This is a genomic window from Streptomyces sp. NPDC104581, assembly GCF_055583685.1.
The window spans coordinates 153,774-179,245 of the sequence record NZ_JBVJNN010000012.1 but is presented as its reverse complement, the minus strand read 5'-3'; the positions used below and the strand labels follow the sequence as shown (position 1 = coordinate 179,245).

The following is a 25,472-nucleotide window of genomic DNA, read 5'->3' as shown; positions in this document are numbered from 1 at the left end:
ACCCGCCGTCGGATCCCCGGCACGGAGCAGAGTACGGATCGTCCGGAGGAGGGGGGCCCGGGGGGGGGGGGGGGGGGGGGGGGGCCCCCCCCCCCCCCCCCCCCCCCCCCCCCCACCCCTGTCTCAGGAGCCGGTTCAGCAGCTGAGATTGCCACCCGGATCCACGCCGAGCATTTCGGCGAATTGACGGTAGCTGTCAATGCGGCTCTGCACCTGGCCGGGGTTTCCGCCGTTGCATTCGATGCTGCCGTTGATGCTGCGGATCGTCTCCCCGAATCCCGCGCCGTTCACCATGGCATCGTGCGGTGTCATGGTGCCGGGACCGCTCTGGGTGTTCCAGTACCAGAGGCCGGTCTTCCACGCGACCGCGGAATCGTTCTGCACGAGGTCGGGGTTGTTGAGCAGATCGATGCCCAACGCGTCCCCGGCCGCCTTGTAGTTGAAGTTCCAGCTGAGCTGGATCGGTCCGCGGCCGTAGTACTTGTCATTGCCCGCCGGGCAGCCGTAAGGCTGTGAGGCGTCGCAGTAATGCGGGTAGTTGGCGGTGTTCTGCTCGACCACGTGCACCAGTCCGCCGGTCTCGTGACCCACGTTGGCCAGGAATGCCGCGGCCTCCTGCTTGCGTACGGTGTCACTGCCCGTCCCAGTGAATCCCGGGTACGCGCTGAGCGCGGCGTTCAGTCCGCCGTAGGTGTAGAAGGAATTCTTGTTCGGGAACATCTGGTTGAACTGCGACTCGCTGACGATGAAGTCGGCCTTGCCCTCTTCGGCGGCCGACGACATGGGGGCGAGCGAGGTCAGGGAGAGAGCGGCGGCCGACGCGGTGGCGGCGAGCAGGCCGATAAGGCGCTTACGCAAGGCGATTCACTCCTCAAAAGGGCCTCGGAACGCGCCGCGGCCCAGGTGTGGGGGGTGGTCGGAGCGGCGCCGGTGAGCCCCGTACAGCAGGTCAGGGGCTCACCGACGCGGTGATCGGACACCGTCCGGAGCAGGGAGGCGCACCGGTGGAAGACGTACGATCGGTCGGTGATTCTCAGGCGGGGGGATCGTGGTTACCGGCCCCGCGGGAGAATTCGTCAGCCGCCGATGTTCACATCGATGCACGCGTAGAACGCGTTCACCGTGTCCGCGATGTTCCAGACCGCGAGAATCTCCTGCTTGCCCGACAGGCCGCCGAAGTTGACGTTGTGGGTGACCGTCGCGCCGGGCTGCGCGCCGCCGTCGTTGAATTCCGCGACCTTCTGGCCCCCGACGAAGTACTGCCACGTGCTGGTGGCGTGCCGAGCGGTGATCTTCCAGTTGAATTCCTGGCTGGAGCCGATCGGCGTCACCGCCCAGCCCTTGTTGTCGTCGTCCAGTTCGGAGAAGCGGGAGTTCCCGCCGCTGCAACTGGTCAGACCCTTCGGGCCTTCCACGCTCTGGGGCTCGTACTTGATGTCACCGCAGCTGACGGTTCCGGCGGCGCACTGCGCCTGCCTGCTCGGAGGGTCCGAGATGTAACCGTGGGCGCTTGCCGAACCCGCGGGAAGGCTTATCGCGACGATCGGCGCGATCACCGCACCGAGGGCGACGGCCGTCTTCCTTTTCGAATGCATGCCTTACTCCTTCACATCAGGTCTTCCCGGGCGTACCGGTCCGTGGGGGGACATGAGTACGCTCGGGCCGGCCTCTCAGGGGTGGGGCCAAGAGGCGCGAAGGGCCGTGGCGCGGAGCCTTGTCCGAAGGCACTGAATTACACGTGCATTCGGCAAAGGTCTTTACCACTTGGCCTAGACCATACAGGCCGCCGCGTTCACGTCAAGAGTCCTGTGTGAACGATCAGTTGGCCGCTCGTGCGTCACCGCGCGGGCCGGACGGCCGGGTGAGGGAGGGCCGGCACAGGGCCGTCCCCCGCTCGTGGCCGGTGACGGACCGCGAACGGGGGACGGGGTGTGCGGTGGTGATTCTCAGATGTCGTTGGCGACGCCCCGCGCAGGTGAGGGCCTGCGCGCCGCCTCGCGCCCGGCCCGCTGCGCGGTCCTCTGGCGAAGCGTCAGAACCGTGCCCGCGAGCAGCAGGGCGACCACGGCACAGCCCAGAGCCACGGGGCTCGCCCAGCCGAAGTCGGCGCTCAGACTGCTCCGGAGCAGATCGACGGTGCCGAGAGCCGACAGCGTGTGCGCCGCGACGATCCCGACGGCCGTGGCCGCGCCCGCCGCCCAGATCCGCGCGGAGTCGGCCACCGCCAGCCAGACTCCGAACACCAGGCAGAGCACGGTGACGACGAGCGAGACCGCGTCCGCGTACCCGCCGGACCGCACACCGGCGAAATCCGTCGGCAGATGGATCACACCGCACGCCAGCAGCGCGGCGGCCGCGGGCCAGCGCAGCGGGGAGCGCAGTGCCGCCGACACCGTGCGGGCCGCCCCGGGTCCCGCTCCCGCACCCCGCGCCGGACCCGGCTGTGGGACCTCGGGGGGCGGACCCGACGGGGCGCTCGTCCACGGCGCGGCGCGCCGGGGCTCCCGGTCGCGCGCCTTGTGCGCGGCCCGTGCCGCCCGGCCGGGCGGTTCCGCGGGGCCGGGGCGCGCCTCGCGCGGCTCCCGCTCGTCGGGCCGCTCGGCCAGTGTCGGCACCGGCTCCCCGCGTTCCGGGCTCCGGCCGTCGGCCGGGAACGGCGGCTCGTTCTCGTGGGTGCCGAGGAAGGACACCAGCTGCGCCACTTCCTCGATCGGCCTGCCGACGGCCGCCGCGTGCAGTGTCGTGTCGGCCTCGTCCACTTCGTGCGGTGGCTCGTTCAGCATCGCGACGAGCCGCATCACCTCGTCTATCGGACGGGCCACGGCGGCGACCCGGAGGGCCTCGTCGCCGGGGTTGGGCACCTCTCCGGTCCGCTTGAGCAGCATCACCAGGGCGGCCACCTCCTCCAGCGGCCGGTAAGTGGCGGCCGTCCAGAGCAGCTTGCGTATGGGCTCCTCACCGGACCCGGTCATCGGATCCGGTGATCCGGCGCGCTCCGCCGCGCCGGGACGGGGCTGTCCTTCGTAGTGGTCGCCGTTGATGGGGGGTGTGGGGTCGAGCGCCATGGTGCGGCTCCCTCGGGTCGAACTTCACGGGCGGCACACACCGTGATTGTCACGATGCGTGATCAGCACGCACGCGTTGCTCCAACCAATCCACACCTGTCGGGGTCGCGCCATCCGGGACGGGGTTATGTGCGGCATATGAGGGGCCGTCCGCCGCGGGAGCGCCACTGCGGCCCCGGTGCGGTCACCGAGCGTGCGATGCCGTCCCGACCCTTGACATCCACGGAGCCAAACCGCTTCAGTACTGCCATTACGTTCGAGCTAAACCGGTTTAAACAGTCGATGTCGCGGTCGGCGTACCCGTCGTCCTACGCGTCGTCGCACGTGTCAGCAGCACACTCGTCGTCACGGAGAAGTGAGGGAGGGGTTCCATGGACCGGCGTCCGACGATCGCCGACGTGGCCAAGCGGGCCGGGGTGTCACGCAGTTCGGTCTCCTTCGCGCTGAACGACCGTCCCGGACTCGCCGATGAGACCAAGCGGCGCATCCTCGCGGCGGCACAGGAGCTGGGATGGCGGCCCAGCCGGCCCGCCCAGGCGCTGTCGCGCGGGGTGGCCGGGGCGCTGGGACTCGTACTGGCCAGGGACACCGCGGCGATCGGCGCCGACCCGTTCTTCCCCGCCTTCATCGCCGGTATCGAATCCGTGCTCGCCCGCCGCGGCGACGCCCTCGTCCTGCATGTCACCGAACCCGCCGACGAGGACGCCACCTACCGCCGGCTCGCCGCCGACCGCCGGGTCGACGGTGTGCTCCTCACCGACCTGCGCGTCGACGACCCGCGCCCGCAGCTGACCCGCGAACTCGGCCTGCCCGCCGTCGTGGTGGGCGACCCCGGCGGGGCGGGCGGACTGTGCGCCGTCGGCCTGGACGACCGGCCCGCCTTCGCCGCCGCCGTACGGGAGCTGGCCGGCCTGGGCCACCGGCGCATCGCCCATGTCGCCGGACCGCAGGAATTCCGGCACGCCCGCCGCCGCCGTGAGTCGTGGGAGCTGGCCATGCGGGAGGCCGGACTGCCCGAGGGGCCCGTACTGCCCGGCGGCTTCACCGCCGCTGGCGGCGCCCACGCCACCCGCGAACTGCTCGCACTCGCCCCGGACCGCCGCCCCACCGCCGTCGTCTACGCGAACGACCTCTCCGCGACAGCCGGGCTCGCCGTCGCCCAGCGGCTCGGACTGACCGTCCCCGGCGATCTGTCGGTCGTCGGCTACGACGACACCCCGCTCGCCGAGTACACCCACCCGCCGCTCGCCTCGGCGCGCGCCGACGCCCTCGGCTGGGGGGCCGCCGCGGTCCGCGCCCTGGACGGGGTCATCGCGAACGGGCGCGCCGACGACGTCGCGCTTCCCCCCGCGGAGCTGGTACGGCGCGGCTCGATGGGCCCCGCCCCCGCCCCCGACGCCACCGACACCGGAGCCCCGAGCCCCACGACCGTACGGAGCCAGACGCCATGCTGAGCACCTCCCGCACCCGGGCGACGGTCGCCGTCCTGCTCGCGCTCGCCCTCAGCGGCGGCGCCGCCGCGTGCTCCCGCTCCGGCCCCGACGGCGCGCGCGCGGCCACCGCGCGCGGCCCCGTCACCGTATGGCTCTCCAACAACGCCCAGGAGGTCGCCTGGGGCGAGAAGATGATCGCGAGCTGGAACAGGGCCCACCCCGACCAGCACGTCACCTCCCAGCAGATACCCGCGGGCAAGACCTCCGAAGAGGCGCTGAGCGCCTCGATCATCGCCGGCAACAGCGCCTGTCTGGTCTTCAACACCTCGCCCGCGTCCGTCCCGCAGTTCCAGAAGCAGGCCGGGCTCGTCCCGCTCGACGACTTCCCCGACGGCGCCCGTTACATCGAGTCCCGCACCGGCCCCCGCGCCGAGCAGTACCGCTCCGAGGACGGTTCCTACTACCAACTGCCCTGGAAGAGCAACCCGGTGATGATCCTCTACAACAAGGACATCTTCCGGAAGGCCGGACTCGACCCCGAGAACCCGCGGCTCGCCACGTACGACGAGTTCCTCGACAGCGCACGGAAGATCGTCGGGAGCGGCGCGTCCGACGCGGCGATCTGGCCCGCGCCGACCTCCGAGTTCTTCCAGTCCTGGTTCGACTTCTATCCGGCCTTCATCGCGGAGAGCGGCGGACAGTCCCTCGTCGAGAACGGCGAGCCGCGCTTCGACAGCCCCGCGGGCCGCCGTGTCTTCGAGTTCTGGCGGACCGTGTACCGGGAGAAGCTCGCCCCGAACGAGACCTTCCCCGGCGACGCGCTCGGCGGCGGCAGGACCGCCATGTCGACCGTCGGACCCTGGGCCGTCGCCACCTACAAGGACAGCATCGACTGGGGCGTGGTGCCGGTACCGACCTCGGACGGCCGCCCCGCCTCGGAGATCTCCACCTTCGGCGACCAGAAGTCCGTCGCGATGTTCAGCGCCTGCGAGAACCGCGCCACCGCCTGGGACCTGATGAAATTCGCCACCTCCCGCGAGCAGGACGGCGCCTTCCTCGCCGACACCGGACAGATGCCGATGCGGCCCGACCTCCTGCGCACCTACGCCGGCTGGTTCGCCGAGAACCCCGACTACAGGGAGTTCGCCGACCAGGCCGACCGGACCGTCGAGGTCCCCGCCGTCGCCGGCTCCATCGACGTCTGGCAGACGCTGCGCGACGGCTGGACCCGCTCCGTCGTCTTCGGGCGCGAACCCACCGGCGAGGAGCTGCCCCGGCTCTCGCGGGACATCACCACCCTCCTCGACGAGTACTGAGGACTGAGGCCCGTATGAGCACCACCGGCATCGCCGCCCCCAAGAGCGCGTCCCCCCGCACCCGTCGGCGCCCCCGCCCGCCACGCGTCGGCGCCCTGTTCGTCTCGCCGTACGTCCTGTTCGTCACCGCCGTCTTCGCCGTCCCCCTCGGCTACACCGTCTGGATCTCGTTCCACCGCTACTACTTCACGGCGCCCGGCACCGACATCGACACCCCCTGGGTCGGACTGCGCAACTACCAGGACGTGTTCACCGATCCGGTCGTCCAGCGGTCCTTCCTCAACATCGCGATCTTCCTCGTGATCAACGTGCCGCTGACCGTGGTGCTCGCACTGGTCCTGGCCGGCGCGCTCAACGCCAAGCTCCCCTTCCGGTCGTTCTTCCGGGCCGCGTACTACCTGCCGTACGTCACGGCGAGCGTGGCGCTCGTCGCCGTGTGGCAGTACATCTTCGGCGCCGACGGACTCCTCAACACCGTCCTGGGCGACCTCGCCCCCGAGCCGTCCTGGCTGGTCAACTCCACGCTCGCGATGCCGGTGATCGCCGTCTTCGTCACCTGGAAACAGCTCGGCTTCTTCGTGATGCTCTACCTCGCCGCGCTCCAGAGCGTCCCCAAGGAGCTGTACGAATCCGCGTCCATCGACGGCGCGGGCCGGGTCCGCTCCTTCATGTCGGTGACCGTGCCCGGCGTACGCCACGCCACCACCCTCGTCACCGTGTTCGCCATCATCACCGGCGCCAACCTCTTCAGCGAGCCCTATCTGCTCACCGGCGGCGGCGGGCCCGACCACGCGTCCTCGTCACCGGTCCTCGTCATGTACCAGAAGGGCATCGAGCAGGCCCACCCCGACTTCGCGGCGGCGCTCGGAGTCGTGCTCGTCGTCTTCGTCGTCGTACTCGCCCTGATCGCCCGCAGGTTCACCGAGAAGGGAGCCGAGTGATGAGCGCCGGCACGGCCGCCCCCGCCACGGGACCCACCACCCCACCCGTCCCCGCCGGGCCCCCGGGAGACCGCCGCCCGCACCGGGGCGCCGTCCACCGCGTCATGGCCGGCGGCGGCCGTCCGCTGCGCCTCGCCGTCCTCACCCTCGGCGCGATCGCCTTCCTCTTCCCCTTCTACTACATGGTCGTCGGCTCCCTGGGAAAGGTGACCAGCGGCGATCTCGACGGCGCCGTCCCACGCCCCGGCACCACGACCACCGGGAACTACGAGAGCATCAACGGCGCCATCTCGCTGGGCCGTTCGCTCGTCAACTCCGGCGTCTTCACCATGGGCGTGCTGCTCTGCACGATGGTCTTCGGCGTACTCACCGGATACGCGCTCGCCCGCCTCCAGTTCCGGGGCAGGGGCACGCTCTTCGCCGTACTGCTCCTGATCCAGACCGTCCCCTTCCAACTGCTGATGCTGCCCCTGTACGTCCTGGTCGTGCGCGACTACGGGCTCGGCGACAGCTACCTCGGGATGATCCTGCCGTTCGCGATCAACTCGACCGCCGTCTTCCTCTTCCGGCAGTTCTTCCTCCAGATCCCCGCCACCTTCTTCGAGGCGGCCCGCATCGACGGCGCGAGTGAACCGCGCATCCTGTGGCAGATCGCGATCCCGATGGTCAGGCCCGCGCTGCTCAGCGGCGCCCTGCTGACCTTCATCGGACCGTGGAACGAATTCCTCTGGCCGTTCCTCGTCACGAAGAACGCGGACATGCAGCCGCTCGCCGTGTCCCTCGCCGGATTCATGAGCAACCTCCAGGGCACCGTCGCCAACCCGACCGGCGCCCTCATGGCGGGCGCCTGCGTCCTCGCCGTACCCGCGGTCGTCCTCTTCCTGCTCTTCCAGCGCCACTTCACCCAGACCGACATCGACTCCGGAACAAAGGGCTGACCCACCGTGCACCACAGCGCCACTTCCCCCCACGTCCCCGACACCACGATCCCCTACCGCCTCGTGCGGCGGGGCGTGGTGATGTCCCCCCTCCCCGGCGAGGCGAACGAGGCCGAGGGAGTCCTCAACCCCGCCGCCGGCCGGACACCCGACGGCACCCCCCATCTGCTGCCACGCCTGGTGTCGGCGGGCAACGTCTCGCGCGTCGGACTCGCCGAGGTCGTCCTCACCGACGGTGTCCCGACGGGTGTCGAACGGCGCGGTGTCGTCCTCGCCCCCGACGCGGGCTGGGAGCGCGGCAAGAACAACGCGGGCGTCGAGGACCCCCGCGTCACCTGGATCCCGTCCCTCGGCCGGTACGTCATGTCGTACGTGGCCTACGGCCCCCTCGGGCCGAAGCCCGCCCTCGCCGTCTCCGACGACCTCACGCACTGGCGGCGGCTCGGCCCGGTCCAGTTCGGCTACCAGCCGGACCTCGACACCGACCTCAACCTCTTCCCCAACAAGGACGTCGTGCACTTCCCGGAGCCGGTACCGGGGCCGGACGGCCAGCCCGCGTACGCGATGCTGCACCGCCCGATGTGGGACCTCGGCTGGTTCCGCCCCGGCGAGGGCGTCCACCTGCCGGCCGGGCTGACCGACGAGCGGCCCGGCATCTGGATCAGCTATGTGCCCGCGGCCGAGGTGGAGCGCGACATCACCGCCCTGACCCGGCCGCGCGACCACCGGCTGGTCGCGCTGTCCGCGTACCCCTGGGAGAGCCTGAAGATCGGCGCGGGCCCCGCCCCGATCCGCGTCGAGGAGGGCTGGCTGCTCATCCACCACGGGGTGTCCGGCAGCATCGACGACCCCTTCGCGCAGAACCAGCGGGTCAGTTACGCGGCCGGCGCGATGATCCTCGATCCCGCCGACCCGGCCGTGGTGCTGGCCCGCTCGGCCGAGCCGCTGATGGCGCCCGAGACGGAGGAGGAACGCTCGGGCACCGTACCGAACGTCGTGTTCCCCACCGCGATCGAGGAGTTCGGCGGCGTGCGGCACGTCTTCTACGGGATGGCCGACGCGCACATCGGTGTCGCCCGCCTGGAACGCGTCGGATGAGCGTCGCGGGGGAGCGGGGGCGGGAGGGGGCGGCCGGGCCGTGGTGGCGCGACGCCGTCTGTTACGAGATCCACCCCCGCTCCTTCGCGGACTCCGACGGCGACGGCACCGGCGATCTGCCCGGTGCCACCGCCCGGCTGCCGTATCTGCGCGACCTCGGCGTGGACGCCGTCTGGCTCACGCCCTTCTACCCCTCCCCGCTCGCCGACGCCGGCTACGACGTCGCCGACCACACCGCCGTCGCACCCGATCTCGGCACCCTCGCCGACTTCGACACCTTCGCGGGCCGGGCGCACGAACTGGGCCTTAAGGTGCTGGTCGACCTGGTCCCCAACCACACCTCCGACGCGCACCCCTGGTTCCGTGAGGCACTGGCGGCGCCGCCGGGCGACGCCGTCCGGGACCGCTATCTGTTCCGGCCGGGCCGTGGCGCAGGGGGCCAGGAGCCGCCCAACGACTGGGAATCCGCGTTCGGCGGCCCCGCGTGGACGCGTACGCGCGACGGCGACTGGTATCTGCATCTACACGCGCCCGAGCAGCCCGATCTCAACTGGCGCCACCCCGACGTGGCCGCCGACTTCGAACGGATACTCCGCTTCTGGCTGGATCACGGTGTCGACGGGTTCCGTGTCGACGTCGCGCACGCGCTGTTCAAGGACCCCGCCCTGCCGGACGCGGGCCCCGGTCAGCACCGGGACCCGGCGCGCAACCATCTGATGCCGTACTACGACCGTGACGAGCTGCACCCCCTCTACCGGAGCTGGCACCGCCTGCTCGCCGGTCACCCCGCCGGACCGCCGGGCTCGGCGGCGCCGGGCGAGCGGCTCCTCGTCGCCGAGGCTGCGGTCTTCGACCCGGCCCGGCTCGCGCGCTACGTCCGCCCCGGTGAGATGGGACAGAGCTTCAACTTCGCCTTTCTGGAGTGCCCGTGGGAGCCGGCCGCGATCCGCGCCGTCGTGACGGAGTCCGTCGCTGCCATGGCGGCCGTGGGCGCTCCCGTGACCTGGGTGCTCTCCAGCCATGACGCGGTGCGCCCGGTCACCCGGTACGGCGGCGGGCCTGCCGGGGTGCGCCGGGCACGGGCCGCCGCGCTGCTCATGCTGGCCCTGCCCGGTACGGCGTACGTCTACCAGGGTGAGGAACTGGGCCTGCCCCAGGTGGAGTTGGCGGACGAATGGCTGCGCGACCCGGTGTGGCGGAGGTCGGGAGGCGTCGAACGGGGAAGGGACGGCTGCCGTGTCCCGCTGCCCTGGAGCGGCGCGCGACCGCCGTACGGGTTCTCCTCGGCCGCCGCGGCCGACTGCTGGTTCCCGCAGCCGGAGGGCTGGGAGGGGCTGACGGCGGACGCCGAGGCCGACGACAAGGATTCGGTGCTCGCGCTGTACCGCGCGGCGCTGCGGCTGCGACGGCACGGCTCCCCGCGGGCGGTCGCGGACGGCGCCGCGCTGCGGCTGCTGTCACCGCCGGACACCCCGCACCTGATGTTCGACCGGGGCGACGGGCTGCTGTGCGCCGTCAACTTCGGCGCGGAACCGCTCGCGCTCCCGGAAGGGGTCGGAGCGTCGGAAGTGGTGCTGGGGAGCGGGCGGTTGACGGACGAGGGACGACTGCCGGCGGACACCGCCGTATGGCTGCGAGGGACCGGGCGCTGATCCCCTGACCATTTCCGCCGTCCCGGTCAGCCCGGGCCGGCTGGTTCGCCCGGATCGCCGGGTTCGCTCAGTACGCCGACACCGAGGCGAACAGCGCCTCGGCCTCGGCGACCGAACCGGCGAGTTCCCCGGGGTCGGTGCTCAGCTCCGACGTGATCATGTCGACGTCCCGCAGTCCCGCCCGCCGCAGCAGCGTCTTCTCGTTCGTCACCCACTCGCCGCGCGCCGCGAGGACGGCGTGCGCCGTCTGCGTCGCCGCGATGGCGAGATTGCCCACGACCTCGGTGAGCCGCCCGTGAGGGACATGATTGGCCTTCGTGTATCCGAGCGTCATCCGCGCGTTGCCGAGCCAGCGTTCGGGCGCCGTCTCGCGGAGCGCCGCCGGATATCCGGGCCGGGGCAGTTCACCTCGCAGCACCCGGTTGATGCCGAGTTCGGCGACGACCAGATAGCTGGGAATGCCCGCGAGATGGAACATCAGCGGCTCCAGACGGAAGCGGCCCTGTTCCGCCTCGGCCAGTTCGTGCCCGACCACGGCCAGATCGCGGTAGTGCACGTCGACACTGCGGCCCTCGACCGTCAGCCACGCGCCGCCGTTGAAGATCCCACCGCCCCAGCCGCCGATCTCGGAGACCTCACCGGGCCAGCCCACGGCCCGCAGATCGGCCGGGTCGAAGACCTCGGGCCCGCCCGTCTCGTAGTAGACGGCCAAGTCCCAGTCGCTGTCCGGCCGTTCGGTGCCCTGGGCGCGTGAGCCGCCGAGCGTCACGGCCTTGACGGCGGGCAGCGCGGCGAGGCGATCGGCGGTGCGATCGAGAAACGCCCGGTTGTCGTCACCGGCGGTGTCATCGACTGCGTTCATGGGACGGGGGGAACCTCTCCGGGGAGCGTCAGGAGGAAGCGATCAAGAACTGAGGAAGCGAACAAGAACTATAGACCGGGCGCCCCGCGCCACCGCCGCCCCCGTCGCCCGCGCCTCCGTACGTGTGTTTCCCAGCATTCTGGACAGCGTGGAACAGAGCCCGGCAGCCCGGTCCGCCGATGATCGGGGTACGGCCCCGGGCTCTCGGCGGGGGCCCGACCGGGGAAGGACGGCCATGAGCGACGAGACCGGCACCACGGAATCCGCCAAGGCGGACGGCAGGACGGACGGAGAGGGGACGGACGGCAACGCCGCGTACGGCAGAAAGGCTTTCAAACGGTCCAGGAGTCACTTCGCCGACCGCGTCACCGCCGACGGCCGCGACGGCTGGCCCGTCGAGGCGGGCCGCTACCGGCTCGTCGTGAGCCGGGCGTGCCCGTGGGCGAGCCGCGCCCTCGTCTCGCGCCGCCTGCTCGGTCTGGAGGACGCGCTCTCCCTCGCCGTCACCGACCCGATCCAGGACGACCGCAGCTGGCGCTTCACCCTCGATCCGGGTGATCGCGACCCCGTGCTCGGTATCCGCCATCTCAGCGAGGCGTACGACGCGCGCGAGACCGGCTACCCCGGTGGCGTCAGCGTCCCGGCGATCGTGGACGTGCCGAGCGGGAAACTCGTCACCAACGACTTCCAGCAGCTCACGCTCGACCTGGCCACCGAGTGGACGGCCCTGCACCGGCCCGGCGCGCCCGACCTCTACCCGGAGCCGTTGCGCGACGAGATCGACGAGGTGATGGACGGCATCTACCGGGACGTCAACAACGGTGTGTACCGGGCCGGTTTCGCGAACGGGCAGCGTGAGTACGAGCGCGCGTACCGCGATGTGTTCCGCAGGCTCGCCCAGGTCTCCGAGCGGCTGGCCGGCCGGCGGTATCTGGTGGGGGACACCATCACCGAGGCCGACATCCGGCTGTTCACCACACTGGTCCGCTTCGACGCCGTCTACCACGGACACTTCAAGTGCAACCGTCACAAGGTGGCCGAGGACCCCGTCCTCCACGCGTACGTCAAGGACCTTTACCAGACGCCCGGCTTCGGTGACACGGTCGACTTCGACCACATCAAGCGGCACTACTACATGGTGCACACCGGCGTGAATCCCACCCGTATCGTCCCTCTGGGGCCCGATCTCTCCGGCTGGCTCACAGCCCACCACCGTGCGGAGCTGGGCGGCCGGCCCTTCGGGGACGGCACACCGCCGGGGCCGGTCCCCGCGGGCGAGGAGGTTCCGGCGGCGGGGCGCCCCTGACCGTACGCCGCCCCGGGTGTCCCGTACCTACGCACGCCGGCCGGTCCCGGCGCACCCCCTCGATGTGCGCCGGGACCGGCCGGCCGTGAGCCGTCTCCTCACGGAGCGCCCGCCGCGGACTACTCGTCCTCCTGCGCCGCGATGACGGCGGCCAGCGCCTCGGAAGTGAACGCCTCCACGGCCGGCTTGTCGACACCGAGCCCGCTGAGCACCCCCTTGCCGTCCTCCAGCTCCAGCAGGGCGAGCAGGATGTGCTCGGTCCCGACGTAGTTGTGTCCCATGCGCAGGGCCTCACGGAAGGTGAGTTCCAGGGCCTTCTTCGCCCCCGCGTCGTACGGGATCAGTTCGGGCACGCTCGGGACGGCCGGCGGCAGGATCGCCCCGACCGCTTCGCGTACGGCCTCGGGGGTCACGCCCTGCGCGGCGATCGCACGCGCGCCGATACCCTTCGGTTCGCTCAGCAGCCCGAGCGTGAGGTGCTCCGGCCTGGTCTGGTCGTTCCCCGCGGCCCGGGACTCCTCCTGGGCGGCCATCACCACCTTCCTGGCCCGCTCGGTGAAGCGGCTGAACCCCTGACTGGCGTCGAGGTCCGTTCCCTCGCCGGGGGTCTTCGCGACGAACCGCTTCTGCGCGGCCTGCCGGGTGACCCCCATGCTGCGCCCGATGTCGGTCCATGAGGCGCCGGAGCGTCGTGCCTGGTCGACGAAGTGACCGATCAGATGGTCGGCCACGTCGCCGAGATGGTCCGCGGCGATGACCGCGTCGGAGAGCTGGTCGAGAGCGTCGGTGTGGACCTTCTTGATGGCTTCGATCAGATCGTCGAGCCGGATGGGATGCGTCATGTGTCAACCCTAGGTTGACGCTCTCGGGAGTGTCAACCCGCCGTTGACGCTGGTTCGCGTCCGGCTGGCTCCGGCTCCCCCGGGGCCGGCCCGCCTTCGGCACAACAGCGGTCGGGCGGAGGACGCCGGTCCGGGTTCCGGCTTGACCTTCGACCCGGGTCGAAGGTCTACCGTCGAGGCGTGAGCACGATGCGGATCTCCGAGCTTGCCGAGCGCTCCGGCGTTCCGGCCACCACCCTGCGTTTCTACGAGAGCGCCGGGCTGCTGCCCGCCGGGCGGACCCGGGCGGGTCACCGGGTGTACGGCGAAGCCGCGGTCGAGCGGCTTGCGTTCATCGGCGCGGCCAAGCACCTGGGGCTGCCGCTGGGGGAGATCGGCGAGCTGCTCGGGGTGTGGGAGGCCGGTGCCTGCCGGGACGTCAAGGCCGACCTGCGCCCCCGGATCGCCACCCGCCTCGCCGCGGCGGAGTCCCGGGCCGCCGAGCTGGCCGCGTTCACCGCCTCCCTGCACACGGCGCTGGGGCACCTGGACACACTGCCCGACCGTGCGAGTCCCTGTGATCCCCAGTGCGGCTTCCTCTCCCCGCCGGCTTCGCCCACGGCCGGTACGCGGCTGGTGGACGTGGCCCTGTCGCCCGGCCGCCGGGCGTCCGATGCGGAGGATTGGCGCACGGCGCCGGTGGCCTGCTCGCTGGACGGCGAGGGTCTCGGCGAGCGGACCCTTCAGTGGCACGACGCTGTCGGCGGCGCCGTACGGACGGCCCTGCCCGAGGGGATGCGGCTGACCCTGCCGATCGAGCGGACCGCGCGGATCGCGGAACTGGCGGCGGCCGAGCAGCGCTGCTGCCCGTTCATGGACTTCCGCCTTCATCTCGACGGCCCGCGACTGCACCTGGAGGTCCGCGCGCCGGACGACGGGGCCGCGCTGCTCGCCGACCTGTTCGGCCCGACCGCCTGACACGTAGCGGCCTGACCTGACCGCCTGACCGCCTGACCGCCTGACCGCCTGTCCCTTCCGCTCCGGAGAGTCCCTGTCGTGCTCGTCGCCCGCTCCCTCGCCCTGTTCGCCGTTGCCGCGCTGTTCGAGATCGGGGGCGCGTGGCTGGTCTGGCAGGGCGTCCGTGAACACAGGGGCTGGATCTGGATCGGCGCAGGTGTCGTCGCGCTGGGTCTGTACGGGGTGTTCGCCACCTTCCAGTCCGACGACGACTTCGGCCGGATCCTCGCCGCGTACGGCGGCATCTTCGTCGCGGGGTCGATCGCGTGGGGCATGGTCGCCGACGGCTACCGCCCGGACCGGTACGACGTCGCCGGCGCGCTGGTCTGCCTGGCCGGGATGGCGGTCATCATGTACGCCCCGCGTGGCCACTGAGCCGCTTCCGGGCGGATCGACCCGAGTGGCGGAGGGCGGCGGGGACGTCGGCCCGTGGCGGGCGCGCGGCGAGGCGCGCGGCGGACCGGCTCCGGCCGTTCACCGGTCGTGCGCTCGTGCGCCGGGTCGCGAAGCCGGGTGAACGGGGCGGACCGGGGACAGGCCCCTGGCCGCCGCGCGTGCTGTCACTCCCGTCGGTGCCCTGCTCCCCGGGCAGGAGGGAGATCGCGACCGGGAGCCGGGTCCTGCGGCAGCCCGAGCGCGTCGGCGAGCGCGTCGATCTCCGAGGTGAACAGGGTGCTCCCGCGGTGACCCATGCCCCCGAACTGCCCCTGGATCTCCAGGCTTACCACTCCGTGCATCCGCGACCAGACGACGACCGACCCGGCCAGGACCCGGCCGGGATCCGCGCCGGGCGCGTTCTCCCGCACCCAGTCGGCGACCGCCGGTGTGCTCCGCGCCCACGCCCGCATCTCGGCCTCCAGCGCGCCGGCCGCCGGCCTGGCGGAGCCCTGCGCCAGCACCCCCAGGAACGGGCCGAGGACCGCCCGCGCGCTGTCGACGGTCTCGGCGGGCGCCTCGTAGCCGGGCGACGGCGAGCCCGCCAGCAGCTGGTACAGGTGCGGGGCGTCGACGGCCCACCGCCGGTACACGCCGGCCAGCGCGTGCAACCGCTCCCGCGCCGGCCGCTCGGCCGTCCGCGCGGCCTCGGCCCGTACGGCGGCGGCGACGCTCTCGTACCCCTCCAGGATCAGTTCGGTGAGCAGGGCGTCCCGGCCGGCGTAGTACTTGTAGAGCGCCGGTCCGGTGACCCCCAGCTCCCGGGCGATCGCGTTGAGGCTGAGCGACGCCGGCCCGCCTTCGCCGATCTGCCGGAGCGCGGCCTCTTTGATCTCCGCGCGTACGTGGTGGCGGTAGCGCTGCCGAGGACTGTCCTTGCCGACCGGCACGGGCGCGCCTTCCGTTGTTGAGAGGGTCTAGCTTTTCATGGCGACTGTAGCTTTCGTGAAGGAAGGCGGGCAAGCGAGACGGGTGGCGGCGGCCGTGGCCAGGGCGAGGGCCGTCAGCGCCCCGCTCACCCACACCGGCGACCGGAATCCGAAGCCCGCGTCGATGGCGAGCCCGCCGAGCCACGGGCCCGCCGCGGCACCGACGTTGAAGGCGGCCGTCGCGAACGAACCCGCCAGGGTCGGGGCCCCCGAGGCCAGTTGGAACACCTGCGAGATCATCGCCGACCCCGTGCCGAACGCCAGCATCCCCTGGAGGAGGACAAGCGCGACCGTGGCCGGCGGGCTCACCGCACCCAGCGCCAGCGCGACCCAGCCCAGCGCCAGAGACGCCATGCCGGCCACGACGAACGTGCCCCGGCGCGCGTCGCCGACGCGGCCCGACAGGGTGACGCCGACGAGCGACCCCACCCCGAACAGGGCCAGCAGGGCGGGCACCCACCCGGCGGCGAGTCCGGTGACGCGGGTGGCCAGCGGTTCGAGGTAGGAGAAGGCGCAGAACGTCGCGCCCTGGACGAGCGCCATCGTCAGCAGGGTGAGCAGCACGCGTCGGCCGGTGAGCGAGCGCAACTCCGCGCGTACCGAGGGGGTTTCGGGCACGTCGGTTGCGGCGACGGCAGTTTCGGGGGCGTCCGACGTGGCGGCCCGCCCGTCCGGGACCGACGTCACGATCGCCACCAGGGCCGGCAGCGAGACGAGCGCCACCGCCCAGAACGCGGCCCGCCACCCCAGATGCTCGCCCAACAGCGCCCCGGCGGGCACCCCCACCACGCAGGCCACGGTGACCCCGCCGACCACGACGGACGTGGCACGTGCCTGTGCGCCCGGCCCGGCCATCGCGACCGCGGCGACCAGGGCGACCGCCCAGAACCCGGCGTTCGCCAGCGCTCCCACGATCCGGGTCGCGAGCAGCACCTCGTAACCGGGGGTGAGCGCGCCCACGACGTGTGCGGCCACGAACGCGGTCAGGAAGACCAGCAGAGCCCGGCGCCGCGGCCACTGACGGCTGAACAGCGCCATCAGCGGCGCGCCGATCACCATCCCCACGGCGAACGCCGAGGTCAGGAGCCCGGCGTCGGGAATGGACACATCAAGGTCGGTCGCGATGCCCGAGACGAGCCCGGACAGCATGAATTCGGAGGTGCCCTGGGCGAAGACGGCGAGCCCGAGCACGTACACGGCGAATGGCATGAAGGAACCCCATGGAAGACAGCGGGAGTCGAGCAGGAGTGCGCGAACGCGCGAGGGGGAGGCGGGCCGCACCCGGCGCGCCATGACGGTTCGTCATGGCGTGCGGCGACACGGCGGAGATCCGAGAGCACCGTCAACTGACGTGACAGCCCGGTGGGTTCACGGGCGGACAGCCGGAGGACTTGAACGGATCAGAGGACACGAAGCGTGTCGGGAGCGGCCCACGCGACGGTGGACCGGTGGCAGCGGCGCTCACCGGGCGCTCGCCCACGACCGGAGAGGTCGTACGGCGTCAACTCGACGACGGATCAGCCACCGGCGACCGGTGGCCCGGGTCTGTCGGACTCGGGGCTGCTCATGATCGGCAAGGTACCAGCCCCGCCTCTCGACCTCCAGCCCTTAGTATCGACGCTCATGACGCCGGGGGACGAAGCATTCGAGGACGCGTTCCGGCGGGCCGACGTCCGCCGGCTGGCCCGGCTGGTCGATCCGGCGGGCTGCCCGCCGGAGGTCCTCGAACGGCTTCTGCGCCACGAGGACGCGCGCGTAAGGTCGTTGGGCCTGGTGTCGCTCCACGAGCACGTCGCCGTCGTCGGCGGTCACGCCGAGGCGTGCGGGCCACCTGCCGCCACACTGCTGCCCATGGCGATGCCGGCGGCGGCCCACCCCGACCGGTCGGTGGAGGACACGCTCGTCCTGGCCGAGCTGTACGCGCGCCTCGGACCGTACGCTCCGCTGCCCTACGCCCTCGCCGACCGCGTCCCGCCGTGGCGCGCCGCCGCGCTCCCCGCACGGGTACGGATCGCCTGGCTGCGCGCCGAGATCGCCAACGACCCGGCGCTCGTACGCCGCGAGCCCGCGGGCGAGACGCTCCGCCAGGCCGTACGCGGGACGGGCATCGCGGACGTCCGCCGGCCGCGCCGGCTCGTGGCCGAGCTGTGGGAGAGCGGCGACCCGGTGCTGGTGGGCGAGTCGTTGCGGCTGGCCAGGGAGGGACTGCACGCCGGAACCCTCCCGGTCGCGTTCGTCCGCGCCCATCTGGTGCGGCTGCTCGATCCCGACACCGAACGCGCCCCGGGGTCCGCGACCGTCGTCGCCGCGCTGACCGAACTCTCCGAGCCCTGGGCGGTGTTGGAGCCCCTGCCGCCGCACCGTCCGGCCGGGTTCCTGACCGCCGCCGGGGCGGCCGAACAGCCCGAGGTGGCCGACGCCGCGCTCACCGCGCTCGCCCGGCACGGCCACGGGGGCGCGCTGCGGCGGATCGTCGAGGACCCGGACCTGCCGCCCCGGCCGCGCCGCCGGGCGCTGGAACTGCTCGGCGGGCTCGCGACACGTGACGACATCCGCGAGCTGACGGAGGTGGCCGGCCGCGACCCGCTGCTGTTCGGCGAGCCGGCCGTGGCCTGCCTGCGCGGGCTCCACCGGCGCGGCCACTTCGTGACCGCCCCCGACGTGCCCGCCGTCATCGCCCTCGCGCTGGCCGACCACGCCATCGCGCCGTCCGAGACGGCGACGATCCTGTTCACCTGCCGACAGGACATGTTCCGGCTGCTGACCGACGCCCCGGCCGACGATCCGAGCTGGCCGCGCAGACTCGCCCTGCTGGTCGCGCTGGCGGAGCAGGGCACCGGTGCCGCGGGCGAACCGGGCGAACTTCCGGTGGGCGACGCCGTCACCCGTACGCTCGAAACCCTGCCGCTCGAAGCGGCTTCGTCCCCGCGGCCGTTCCTCGACGCGCTGCGCGCGCTGCGGCACACGCCCGCCGAAGCCGCGGTACTGGCCCGCCTGGCGACCGAGCCCACGGCCGCCCTGCGCACCCTGGAGGCCGTCGGGGGACGGCGGACCGTGTCCGCGCTGCGGGAAGGGCTCGGCCTCGCCGCGGCCGACGGCGGGGGCGTCATCGCGCCGCACCTCCCGCCGGGGACGGTCGCACCGCACCTGCGCGCCGTACGGCACCGGGCACTCGAACTGCTCTGGCAGCTCACCGAGGACCCTGCGGACCGCCGTGCCCTTCTCGTACGTCTCGACCCCGCCGAACTGCCCGCACGGATCGCCGCCGATCTCGGCGGCCCCGACGAGGAAGAGCTGGCTCTGCTCGGCGCCCGCGCGAACCTGGACGAGCCGGTGGCCGCCTTGTGCGGGCTGGCCGCCCACGGCGGCGCGGGCACCGTCCCGGTCATCGGCGACCTCCTTCTGCGTATCGTCACCGAACTCGCCCTGGCGGAAAGGACATTGGCCCAACGGCCGCCGTACCGGCAGCCGGAAGGAGGGGGCACCGGCCAGGGGGCGACCGGTGAGCCCGTCGTTCCCGGAGAAGTCCTGGAAGCCGTACGCGATCTCGGCCGCAGGCTCCACGCACGGCGCAGGATCCGGCCGGTCTGCCTGCTCGACGCCGCGGACGCGGAGGCGGCGGGCAACGCGCTCGCCGCGACGACGGTCCTCGACCTGCTCGACCGTCCCGGGCCGGCCGACGGCGAGCGGGCGATCCTCCTCGAACTGCTCACCCGGATCCCTTACCCGCACACCCGGCCGCGCGTGCACCGGCTGCTCCGCCACCGCGACCCCCGGCTGCGGAAACACGTGATCGCGCTGCTCGCCCGGGACTCCGACGGCGCCGACGCTCGGGCGCTCTCGGCGAGCCTGCTGACCCTGACCGCGGCCGACGACATCCGGACCGTACGGCAGGCGCTGCTCGCCCTCGGCCACGCCCGGGCCCGGTGGGCGGCGGGCGCGATCGCCGCCTGCCTCGACCACGCGAACATGAACATCAAGAAGACCGCGGCCGGGGTGCTGGTCCGCGCGGGCACCCCCGCGGCCGTGCCCCGCCTGCTCAACTGGCTTGAGCGGCACGACAATCCGGGGTTCAGGACCGCGCTCGCCGACGCCCTGCGGGCCATCCTCGGCGACGCCTTCGAGGCGACGCTGCGCGCGGCCGTCGACCGCGCGGACGAACCGCGCGCCCGCCGGCTGCTGAGCGAGTGCCTCGCCGGGCCCACGGCGGACGGCGCGACGATCTCCCCCGGCGCCGACATCGCCGCGCTGGAGTCCGGCGGCTGGCGGCCCGCGATCGCGCTCCGGATCGCCGGGCGCGGGGGACCGCCCGCGCCCCACCGGTCGCACCGGCTGCGGCCGACGCTGGCGGACTGGCTCGCCCTGGCCGACGAGACACGGGACCCGGCGCGGACGCGGTTGGTGCGCGCGGCGCTCAGGATCTGCCCGCCGCCGCTCTCGGACGCCGAGCGGCGGACGTACGCGCGGTCCACCCCGCTGCTGCTCGGGTCTCTGACGGACGCCGCGAGCTGGGACGACGGCGGGCGGGACCTGGTGCGCGTGCTCGAAGAGGTGGCGCCCACACTGCCGGCGACCCAGAAACGGGCCGTGGCCGAAGCCGTACGCGCGCTGCCCGGCTCCGCACCCGCACGGACGCTGACCCTGCTGCGCCACTGCGGCGCGGTCCTCACCCGTACCGACCTGGACCGGGCGCTCGAAGCGGCGGCCGGCGGGTGGGCTGCCGGCGGACGGGAGACACGGGCGGGACAGCCCGAACTCGCCGTGCTGCGCGAGGCGTTCGGGATCACGGACGTGGCTCTCGCGGCGGACGCACGGGCGTGGCGCGCCCAACTGGGCGCCGCCGTGCGGGGACCGTCCGAGGCGGAGCGGTTCCGCCGGGCCGAGGAGTCACGACCGGGCGGGACGAGGCCCGACTCCCGTGCCCGACTGGCCGCGCTGGCCGACGCGTACCCCGCCGCCGACACCGTGACCCGGTCCGTGCTCCTCGACTGGATGACGGCACTCCAGCCCCTGGACACGCCGCCCTGGACCCTGGGCGAGACCGTCGCCGAGGGTGCGGCCGGAGCGTCGGCGACGAGCCGTACGGTACGCGCCGACGATCTGGATCAGCCGCGTTCGGCGGCCCTGCGCGCGCGGCTGCTGCACATGCTCGACTCCACCGACCCGGGCCGGCGCCGCACCGCCGCCCTCGCGCTGCTCAAGTGGCCCGATCCGGACCTCCGTTCGGCTGTGCTGCGCGCGTATCTCCACGGCCGTGTCGACGTCGATGTCCCTCTCCCGGCCGACGCCGAACCGCCCGGTCCGCTCGCCGCACTCGCGGACGCGGAGGGCGACGGCGCCGGGATCCGGTACGAGCGACTGGCCCGGCTGGCCGGACAGCTCGACCCGTCCGCGCTCCAGCCGCTCGTACCGCGGCTCCTGGAGTGGTGGCAGCGGGCTCCGCGAGCCGTGCGGCCCGTCCTGGACGCCGTACCGGCCGATACGCTCGCCGTCGTCCTCGGCGAGCGGATCGACGCGGGCGCCTGGGGGTACCTCGACCTGCTCGCCGGTCGTACGCTGCTCCGCACGCCCGCCCTCACCGAGATCCGCCGCAGGCTGCGCGCCGCGGGCCGGGACGCCCTCGCGGACAGCCTCCGCCTGGTCGACGGGCCGCTGCGCGACCCCGGCGCCGGACGACAGGACACCGGTGAGCGGGCGAGGTCGACGGCGCCGGTCGAAGTCCAAGACGAGCCCTCCCGGCGGGAGTTGCTGCTTCTGGCCCGTACCGGCGGCCCCGACCAGATCCGCCGGGCGCTCACCCGGCTCGCCGCGGAACACCCCGGCCGCGACGCGCGGTCACCCCGTGGGCCCGCTTCGCCGGGGACCGGCGACGACCCCGAACTGTGTGCGCTCATCGACGAGTTGCTGCACCATCCCCGGCCCCGCGTCCGGCTCCACGCGCACCGGACCTCCCGTGCGCTGTTCGACCGGGAGACCTACCTCCGCCATACGGCGGCGCTGTTGGGCGACGCGCAGCCGGACGTGGTGCGCTCTGCTGTCCGCACCCTCACCCACGCGGCCTGGGAGCCCGCCGCCCCGGCGATCGTCGCGCTGCTCGACCACCCTCACCCGGCCGTGCGCGCGGCGGCGGTCGACGGTCTCGCGCATATCGGCCGGCGGGCCGTCCCCGCGCTCCGGCACGCGGCGGACCACGCCCGCCCCGACAAGCGGTCGGCCTACACCACCGTGCTCGACCGGATCACGGCCACGGAGGAGACCACGCGGACGGCCACGGAGGAGACCACGCGGACGGTCACGGAGAAGACGCGGACGACCGCCACGGCGACGCCCACGGAGGGAGCGGGAGCGCAGGGGCGTGCGACGTGAGGCCCCGCCCGGCGAGCGGGCACCGGCACGGCTCCGCACCGGTGCGCACGGTGCGCTGATCAGACGCGGGACTCCGCCGGGAAGCCCGTCCAGCGGAGTTCGGCCGGCAGATGACCCATGTCGTTGTAGAGCAGTACCGACGACGGCCGGTCCGGCGCGTAGCGGATGACGGTCAGCGCCGCGTTGCAGTGGTTGAGCCCCATCCAGCGCCAGGGCGGGGCGTCCAGGGCGTCACGGACCAGCCAGCCGATGAGGAAGTTGTGGGTCACGACCAGCTCGTGGCGCGGCTCGTCGCCCTCCACCGGCCCGGTGAACCGTGCCAGTGCCGCCTTGGCCAGATCCGGCCCGCGCAGGCGGTCCTCGGCGGGGAACTCGGCCAGGCGCCCGAGCATGGCGGCGGCCGAGTCCGCCGGTAGCTCCGCCTCCCGCGGAACGTACGGGATGTAGTCACCGGCGGGCTCCGACGGCACCAACTCGCAGGGAATGTAGCCCAGTTGCTCCCGGATCAGCCGGGCGGTCCGCTCCGCCCTCGGCAGCGGTCCGTGATGGATCGCCGAGAGCGGGCTGCCCCGCAGCCGCTCGCCGAGCAGTACGGCCTGTCGGCGGCCGTTGTCGGTCAGGTCGCTCTCGTCGGCCGAGGCCTCACCGTGCCGCGCCAGATAGAGATGGCGGATGGCTGTTCCGGGCATGCGCGTGGTCCTCCGGCGGTGTGGTTGATCATGCGGACACGGCTGAGGGACGCGTGTCCGCCCCCGCCCGGTTCCGCCCCGTTCTCCCCGGCCCGCTCGGACCCCGCTTGACAGCGCGCGGCAATGGGCCAACACTTTGGTTATAGATTCTAACTGAAGCGTGATGATCAAAGGGGTCGAGTGTCATGAACGAAACGCGGCAGGCGGGCGACCGGGCAGTGCTGACCGAGGTCGTCCTTCCCGGGGTCGTGGAAGCGGCGGGACTCCAGATCCGGCAGCGGCCCGTACCGGCTCCCGGGCCCGGGCAGGTCCTCCTGGTGATGGAGGCCGCCGGCGTCTCCTTCGCCGAACAGCAGATGCGGCGGGGGAAGTACTTCGACCAGCCGCCCTTCCCCTTCGTACCCGGCTACGACGTGGTGGGCACCGTCGCGTCGGTCGGGCCCGGCGGGGACGCCGCGCTCGTGGGGCGCCGGTTCGCCGTACTGACCAAGACCGGCGCCTGGGCGAGCCATCTGCTCGTACCGGCGGCCGATCTGGTCGAGGTGCCCGCCGGCGTCGACCCGGCCGAGGCCGAGACCCTGGTGGTCAACGGCATCACCGCGACGCAGATGCTGCACCGCGTCGCCCGGGTCGGGGCGGGCGCGACCGTGCTCGTACTGGGAGCGAACGGCGGCGTCGGATCCACCCTCGTGCAGCTCGCCCGCCGCGCCGGCGCGCGCGTCATCGGCACGGCCTCGCTCCGGCACCTCGAAGCCGTCCGGGAGCTGGGCGCCGTCCCCGTCGACTACCGCACGCACGACCTCGCCGCCGAGGTCCGCCGGATCGCCCCGGACGGGGTCGACGCGGTATTCGACCACGTCGGCGGCGAGGGCGTGGTCACCTCGTTCGGGCTCCTCGCCCCCGGCGGCACACTCGTCTCGTACGGCACGGCCTCCACCCGCGACGTGGCGGGCTCGTCCAAGTGGCCCATCCTGAAGGTCGTCGGCCGGCTCCAGCTCTGGAACGCGCTGCCCAACGGCAGGCACGCCCACTTCTACAACATCTGGGCGGGCAAGCGGCGCGCCGACGCCTTCCGGGCCCGGCTCCGGGCCGACCTCACCGAGGTGCTGACCCTGCTCGCCGACGGGGCGATCACCGCGCGGGTGGCGGCGCGCGTACCGCTGTCGCGGGCCGCCGACGCGATGGCCCTGGCCGAGTCCGGCACCGTCACCGGAAAGGTCGTACTGGTCCCGGACGCCGCCGGGACCGGTGATGGCGGCGACGCCGGCGGGAGCCCCGCGTAGACCGGCCGGTACACCACCGCCGGGCCCCGGGCCCGGCCGGCACCGGACGCGGCCCCCGCGAACGGCCCCGCCCTCACGCCGAGTCCCGCACCACCAGCGTCGTCGGAAGCAGCAACTGCCGGTGGGCCGTCGACGGGTCGGCGATCTCCTCCAGGAGCAGTCTCGTGATCGAGCGGCCGATCGCCTCGATGGGCTGACGCACGCTGGTCAGCGCCGGTGTCGTGTGCCGGGCGATGACCGAGTCGTCGAACCCGATCACCGCCACGTCGTCGGGCACCCGGCGCCCCCGCTCGCGCAGTTCGGTCAGCGCGCCGACCGCCATGACGTCCGACGCCGCGAACACGGCGTCGATCCCCGGGGCGCGGTCGAGGAGGTCGCGCATCGCCGTACGGCCGCCCTCCTCGGTGAAGTCCGAGACCGCGACGAGCCGTTCGTCCGGCGCCGTGCCCCGCTCGGACAGCGCCTCGCGCCAGCCCCTGAGCCTGCTGTTGCCGACGTCCATGTCGAGCGGGCCGGTGATCGTCGCGATCGTCGTGCGTCCGGCGTCGATCAGGTGCCGTACGGCTGTCGCGGCGCCGCCCACGTTGTCGGAGTGGACATGGCTCAGCGACTCGTCGGGCGAGCGCCGGCCCGCCAGGACGGTCGGCATCCGCATCTCTTCGAGCAGGCCCGGCAGCGGGTCGTCGTCGTGGATCGAGACCAGCAGGACGCCGTCCACCCGGCGCGCCGCCGCGAAGCGCGTCAGCCGGTCGAGTTCGCGCCGGTCGCGCACCAGGATGAGCAGCAACTGCATCTCGGTGTCGGCCAGTTCCGTGCTCACGCCTCGGATCACGGCCGAGAAGTACGGCTCCGCCGCCAGCCGGCTCTCGGACTCGGGGATCACCAGCGCGACGCAGTCCGTCCGGCTCGTGACGAGACTGCGCGCCGCCGGGTTGGGTACGTAATTCAGCTTCGTGATGGCCGTCTCGACCGCGGCGCGGGCCTTCGCGCTGACGCCCGGAGCCCCGTTGACGACCCGCGAGACCGTCCCGCGCCCCACCCCCGCGAGCGCCGCGACTGCTTCAAGAGTTGGCCGCTGACCTCGGTGTTTACGGCTGCTCAACGCTTCTCCTCGTCTCCGCCCCGGAGGGCCGCCCTGTTCCCGCCTGCGCAGGGCACTTGACCCGCGACGCACCACGGCGCACCGGTCGGCGCCGGACATCTCCGGGCAACGGAAACGTCTTCAACTCTTGACACGGTGCGACGTTCTCCGCAGAGTCTTCCACAACCGACTGGGAGCGCTCCCATTATCCCGTTCACCGGATGCCGGGCCCGCGTCCGG

At 72.9% G+C, this 25,472-nt stretch carries 20 protein-coding genes; 11 read left to right on the top strand and 9 right to left on the bottom strand.

Annotated features, from left to right (window positions below; translation table 11 throughout):
• Nucleotides 1–135: 135 nt before the first annotated feature.
• From ACZ61E_RS13190 to ACZ61E_RS13180, 3 genes are all read right to left on the bottom strand, one after another.
• Nucleotides 136–858: a chitinase gene (locus ACZ61E_RS13190; RefSeq protein WP_469699730.1), complete on the bottom strand. Its 723-nt coding sequence runs from the start codon at nt 856–858 to the stop codon at nt 136–138.
• Nucleotides 859–1,076: 218 nt separating this feature from the next.
• Nucleotides 1,077–1,595 carry a lytic polysaccharide monooxygenase auxiliary activity family 9 protein gene (locus ACZ61E_RS13185; protein WP_469699729.1) on the bottom strand — a complete coding sequence of 173 codons (519 nt, stop codon included), beginning with the start codon at nt 1,593–1,595 and terminating at the stop codon, nt 1,077–1,079.
• A gap of 351 nt (nt 1,596–1,946) precedes the next feature.
• Complete coding sequence (locus ACZ61E_RS13180) at nt 1,947–3,065, bottom strand: hypothetical protein (protein WP_469699727.1); 1,119 nt, start codon at nt 3,063–3,065, stop codon at nt 1,947–1,949.
• Between the two features lie 371 nt (nt 3,066–3,436).
• On the opposite strand from ACZ61E_RS13180, the gene ACZ61E_RS13175 reads away from it, so the two are divergent.
• From ACZ61E_RS13175 to ACZ61E_RS13150, 6 genes are all read left to right on the top strand, one after another.
• Nucleotides 3,437–4,519, top strand: coding sequence for a LacI family DNA-binding transcriptional regulator (locus ACZ61E_RS13175; protein WP_469699725.1), 1,083 nt, complete (start codon nt 3,437–3,439; stop codon nt 4,517–4,519).
• Nucleotides 4,513–5,814 (top strand): ABC transporter substrate-binding protein, encoded by a 1,302-nt coding sequence (locus ACZ61E_RS13170; RefSeq protein ID WP_469699724.1) that lies wholly within the window; start codon nt 4,513–4,515, stop codon nt 5,812–5,814. The genes ACZ61E_RS13175 and ACZ61E_RS13170 overlap by 7 nt, the downstream gene beginning before the upstream one ends.
• A 14-nt stretch (nt 5,815–5,828) precedes the next feature.
• Nucleotides 5,829–6,755 carry a carbohydrate ABC transporter permease gene (locus tag ACZ61E_RS13165; RefSeq protein WP_469699722.1) on the top strand — a complete coding sequence of 309 codons (927 nt, stop codon included), beginning with the start codon at nt 5,829–5,831 and terminating at the stop codon, nt 6,753–6,755.
• 104 nt (nt 6,756–6,859) lie between these two features.
• Nucleotides 6,860–7,693 carry a carbohydrate ABC transporter permease gene (locus tag ACZ61E_RS13160; protein WP_469699746.1) on the top strand — a complete coding sequence of 278 codons (834 nt, stop codon included), beginning with the start codon at nt 6,860–6,862 and terminating at the stop codon, nt 7,691–7,693.
• Nucleotides 7,694–7,774: 81 nt separating this feature from the next.
• Entirely contained in the window at nt 7,775–8,791 is a 1,017-nt protein-coding gene (locus tag ACZ61E_RS13155; RefSeq protein WP_469699745.1) for a glycoside hydrolase family 130 protein, read from the top strand.
• Nucleotides 8,788–10,443: a glycoside hydrolase family 13 protein gene (locus ACZ61E_RS13150; protein WP_469699720.1), complete on the top strand. Its 1,656-nt coding sequence runs from the start codon at nt 8,788–8,790 to the stop codon at nt 10,441–10,443. The genes ACZ61E_RS13155 and ACZ61E_RS13150 overlap by 4 nt, the downstream gene beginning before the upstream one ends.
• Nucleotides 10,444–10,510: 67 nt before the next feature.
• Here the strand turns inward: ACZ61E_RS13150 and ACZ61E_RS13145 are convergent, their stop codons facing one another.
• Nucleotides 10,511–11,305: a nucleotidyltransferase domain-containing protein gene (locus ACZ61E_RS13145; RefSeq protein ID WP_469699719.1), complete on the bottom strand. Its 795-nt coding sequence runs from the start codon at nt 11,303–11,305 to the stop codon at nt 10,511–10,513.
• Nucleotides 11,306–11,540: 235 nt separating this feature from the next.
• Between ACZ61E_RS13145 and ACZ61E_RS13140 the strand changes: the two genes are divergently transcribed.
• Nucleotides 11,541–12,611 (top strand): glutathione S-transferase family protein, encoded by a 1,071-nt coding sequence (locus ACZ61E_RS13140; RefSeq protein WP_469699717.1) that lies wholly within the window; start codon nt 11,541–11,543, stop codon nt 12,609–12,611.
• Between the two features lie 119 nt (nt 12,612–12,730).
• Here ACZ61E_RS13140 and ACZ61E_RS13135 read toward each other — a convergent pair whose 3' ends face one another.
• Nucleotides 12,731–13,453, bottom strand: coding sequence for a Clp protease N-terminal domain-containing protein (locus ACZ61E_RS13135; protein ID WP_469699716.1), 723 nt, complete (start codon nt 13,451–13,453; stop codon nt 12,731–12,733).
• Between the two features lie 189 nt (nt 13,454–13,642).
• On the opposite strand from ACZ61E_RS13135, the gene ACZ61E_RS13130 reads away from it, so the two are divergent.
• Both ACZ61E_RS13130 and ACZ61E_RS13125 read left to right on the top strand, forming a co-directional pair.
• Nucleotides 13,643–14,410 (top strand): MerR family transcriptional regulator, encoded by a 768-nt coding sequence (locus ACZ61E_RS13130; protein ID WP_469699744.1) that lies wholly within the window; start codon nt 13,643–13,645, stop codon nt 14,408–14,410.
• Nucleotides 14,411–14,488: 78 nt separating this feature from the next.
• The gene (locus ACZ61E_RS13125) at nt 14,489–14,824 is read left to right on the top strand and encodes a YnfA family protein (RefSeq protein WP_469699714.1); all 336 of its coding nucleotides are present in this window, start codon (nt 14,489–14,491) and stop codon (nt 14,822–14,824) included.
• A 185-nt stretch (nt 14,825–15,009) separates the two neighbouring features.
• Here the strand turns inward: ACZ61E_RS13125 and ACZ61E_RS13120 are convergent, their stop codons facing one another.
• Nucleotides 15,010–15,774 (bottom strand): TetR/AcrR family transcriptional regulator, encoded by a 765-nt coding sequence (locus ACZ61E_RS13120; protein ID WP_469699712.1) that lies wholly within the window; start codon nt 15,772–15,774, stop codon nt 15,010–15,012.
• Nucleotides 15,775–15,801: 27 nt separating this feature from the next.
• Nucleotides 15,802–17,022, bottom strand: a complete 1,221-nt coding sequence (locus ACZ61E_RS13115) for a Cmx/CmrA family chloramphenicol efflux MFS transporter (protein WP_469699710.1) — start codon at nt 17,020–17,022, stop codon at nt 15,802–15,804.
• Between the two features lie 414 nt (nt 17,023–17,436).
• On the opposite strand from ACZ61E_RS13115, the gene ACZ61E_RS13110 reads away from it, so the two are divergent.
• Nucleotides 17,437–22,179: a HEAT repeat domain-containing protein gene (locus tag ACZ61E_RS13110; protein ID WP_469699708.1), complete on the top strand. Its 4,743-nt coding sequence runs from the start codon at nt 17,437–17,439 to the stop codon at nt 22,177–22,179.
• 59 nt (nt 22,180–22,238) lie between these two features.
• Here the strand turns inward: ACZ61E_RS13110 and ACZ61E_RS13105 are convergent, their stop codons facing one another.
• Entirely contained in the window at nt 22,239–22,868 is a 630-nt protein-coding gene (locus tag ACZ61E_RS13105) for a histidine phosphatase family protein (RefSeq protein ID WP_469699706.1), read from the bottom strand.
• 185 nt (nt 22,869–23,053) lie between these two features.
• Between ACZ61E_RS13105 and ACZ61E_RS13100 the strand changes: the two genes are divergently transcribed.
• Nucleotides 23,054–24,151, top strand: a complete 1,098-nt coding sequence (locus ACZ61E_RS13100) for a medium chain dehydrogenase/reductase family protein (protein WP_469699704.1) — start codon at nt 23,054–23,056, stop codon at nt 24,149–24,151.
• Between the two features lie 73 nt (nt 24,152–24,224).
• Here ACZ61E_RS13100 and ACZ61E_RS13095 read toward each other — a convergent pair whose 3' ends face one another.
• Nucleotides 24,225–25,253 carry a LacI family DNA-binding transcriptional regulator gene (locus tag ACZ61E_RS13095; RefSeq protein WP_469699703.1) on the bottom strand — a complete coding sequence of 343 codons (1,029 nt, stop codon included), beginning with the start codon at nt 25,251–25,253 and terminating at the stop codon, nt 24,225–24,227.
• Nucleotides 25,254–25,472 lie beyond the last annotated feature (219 nt).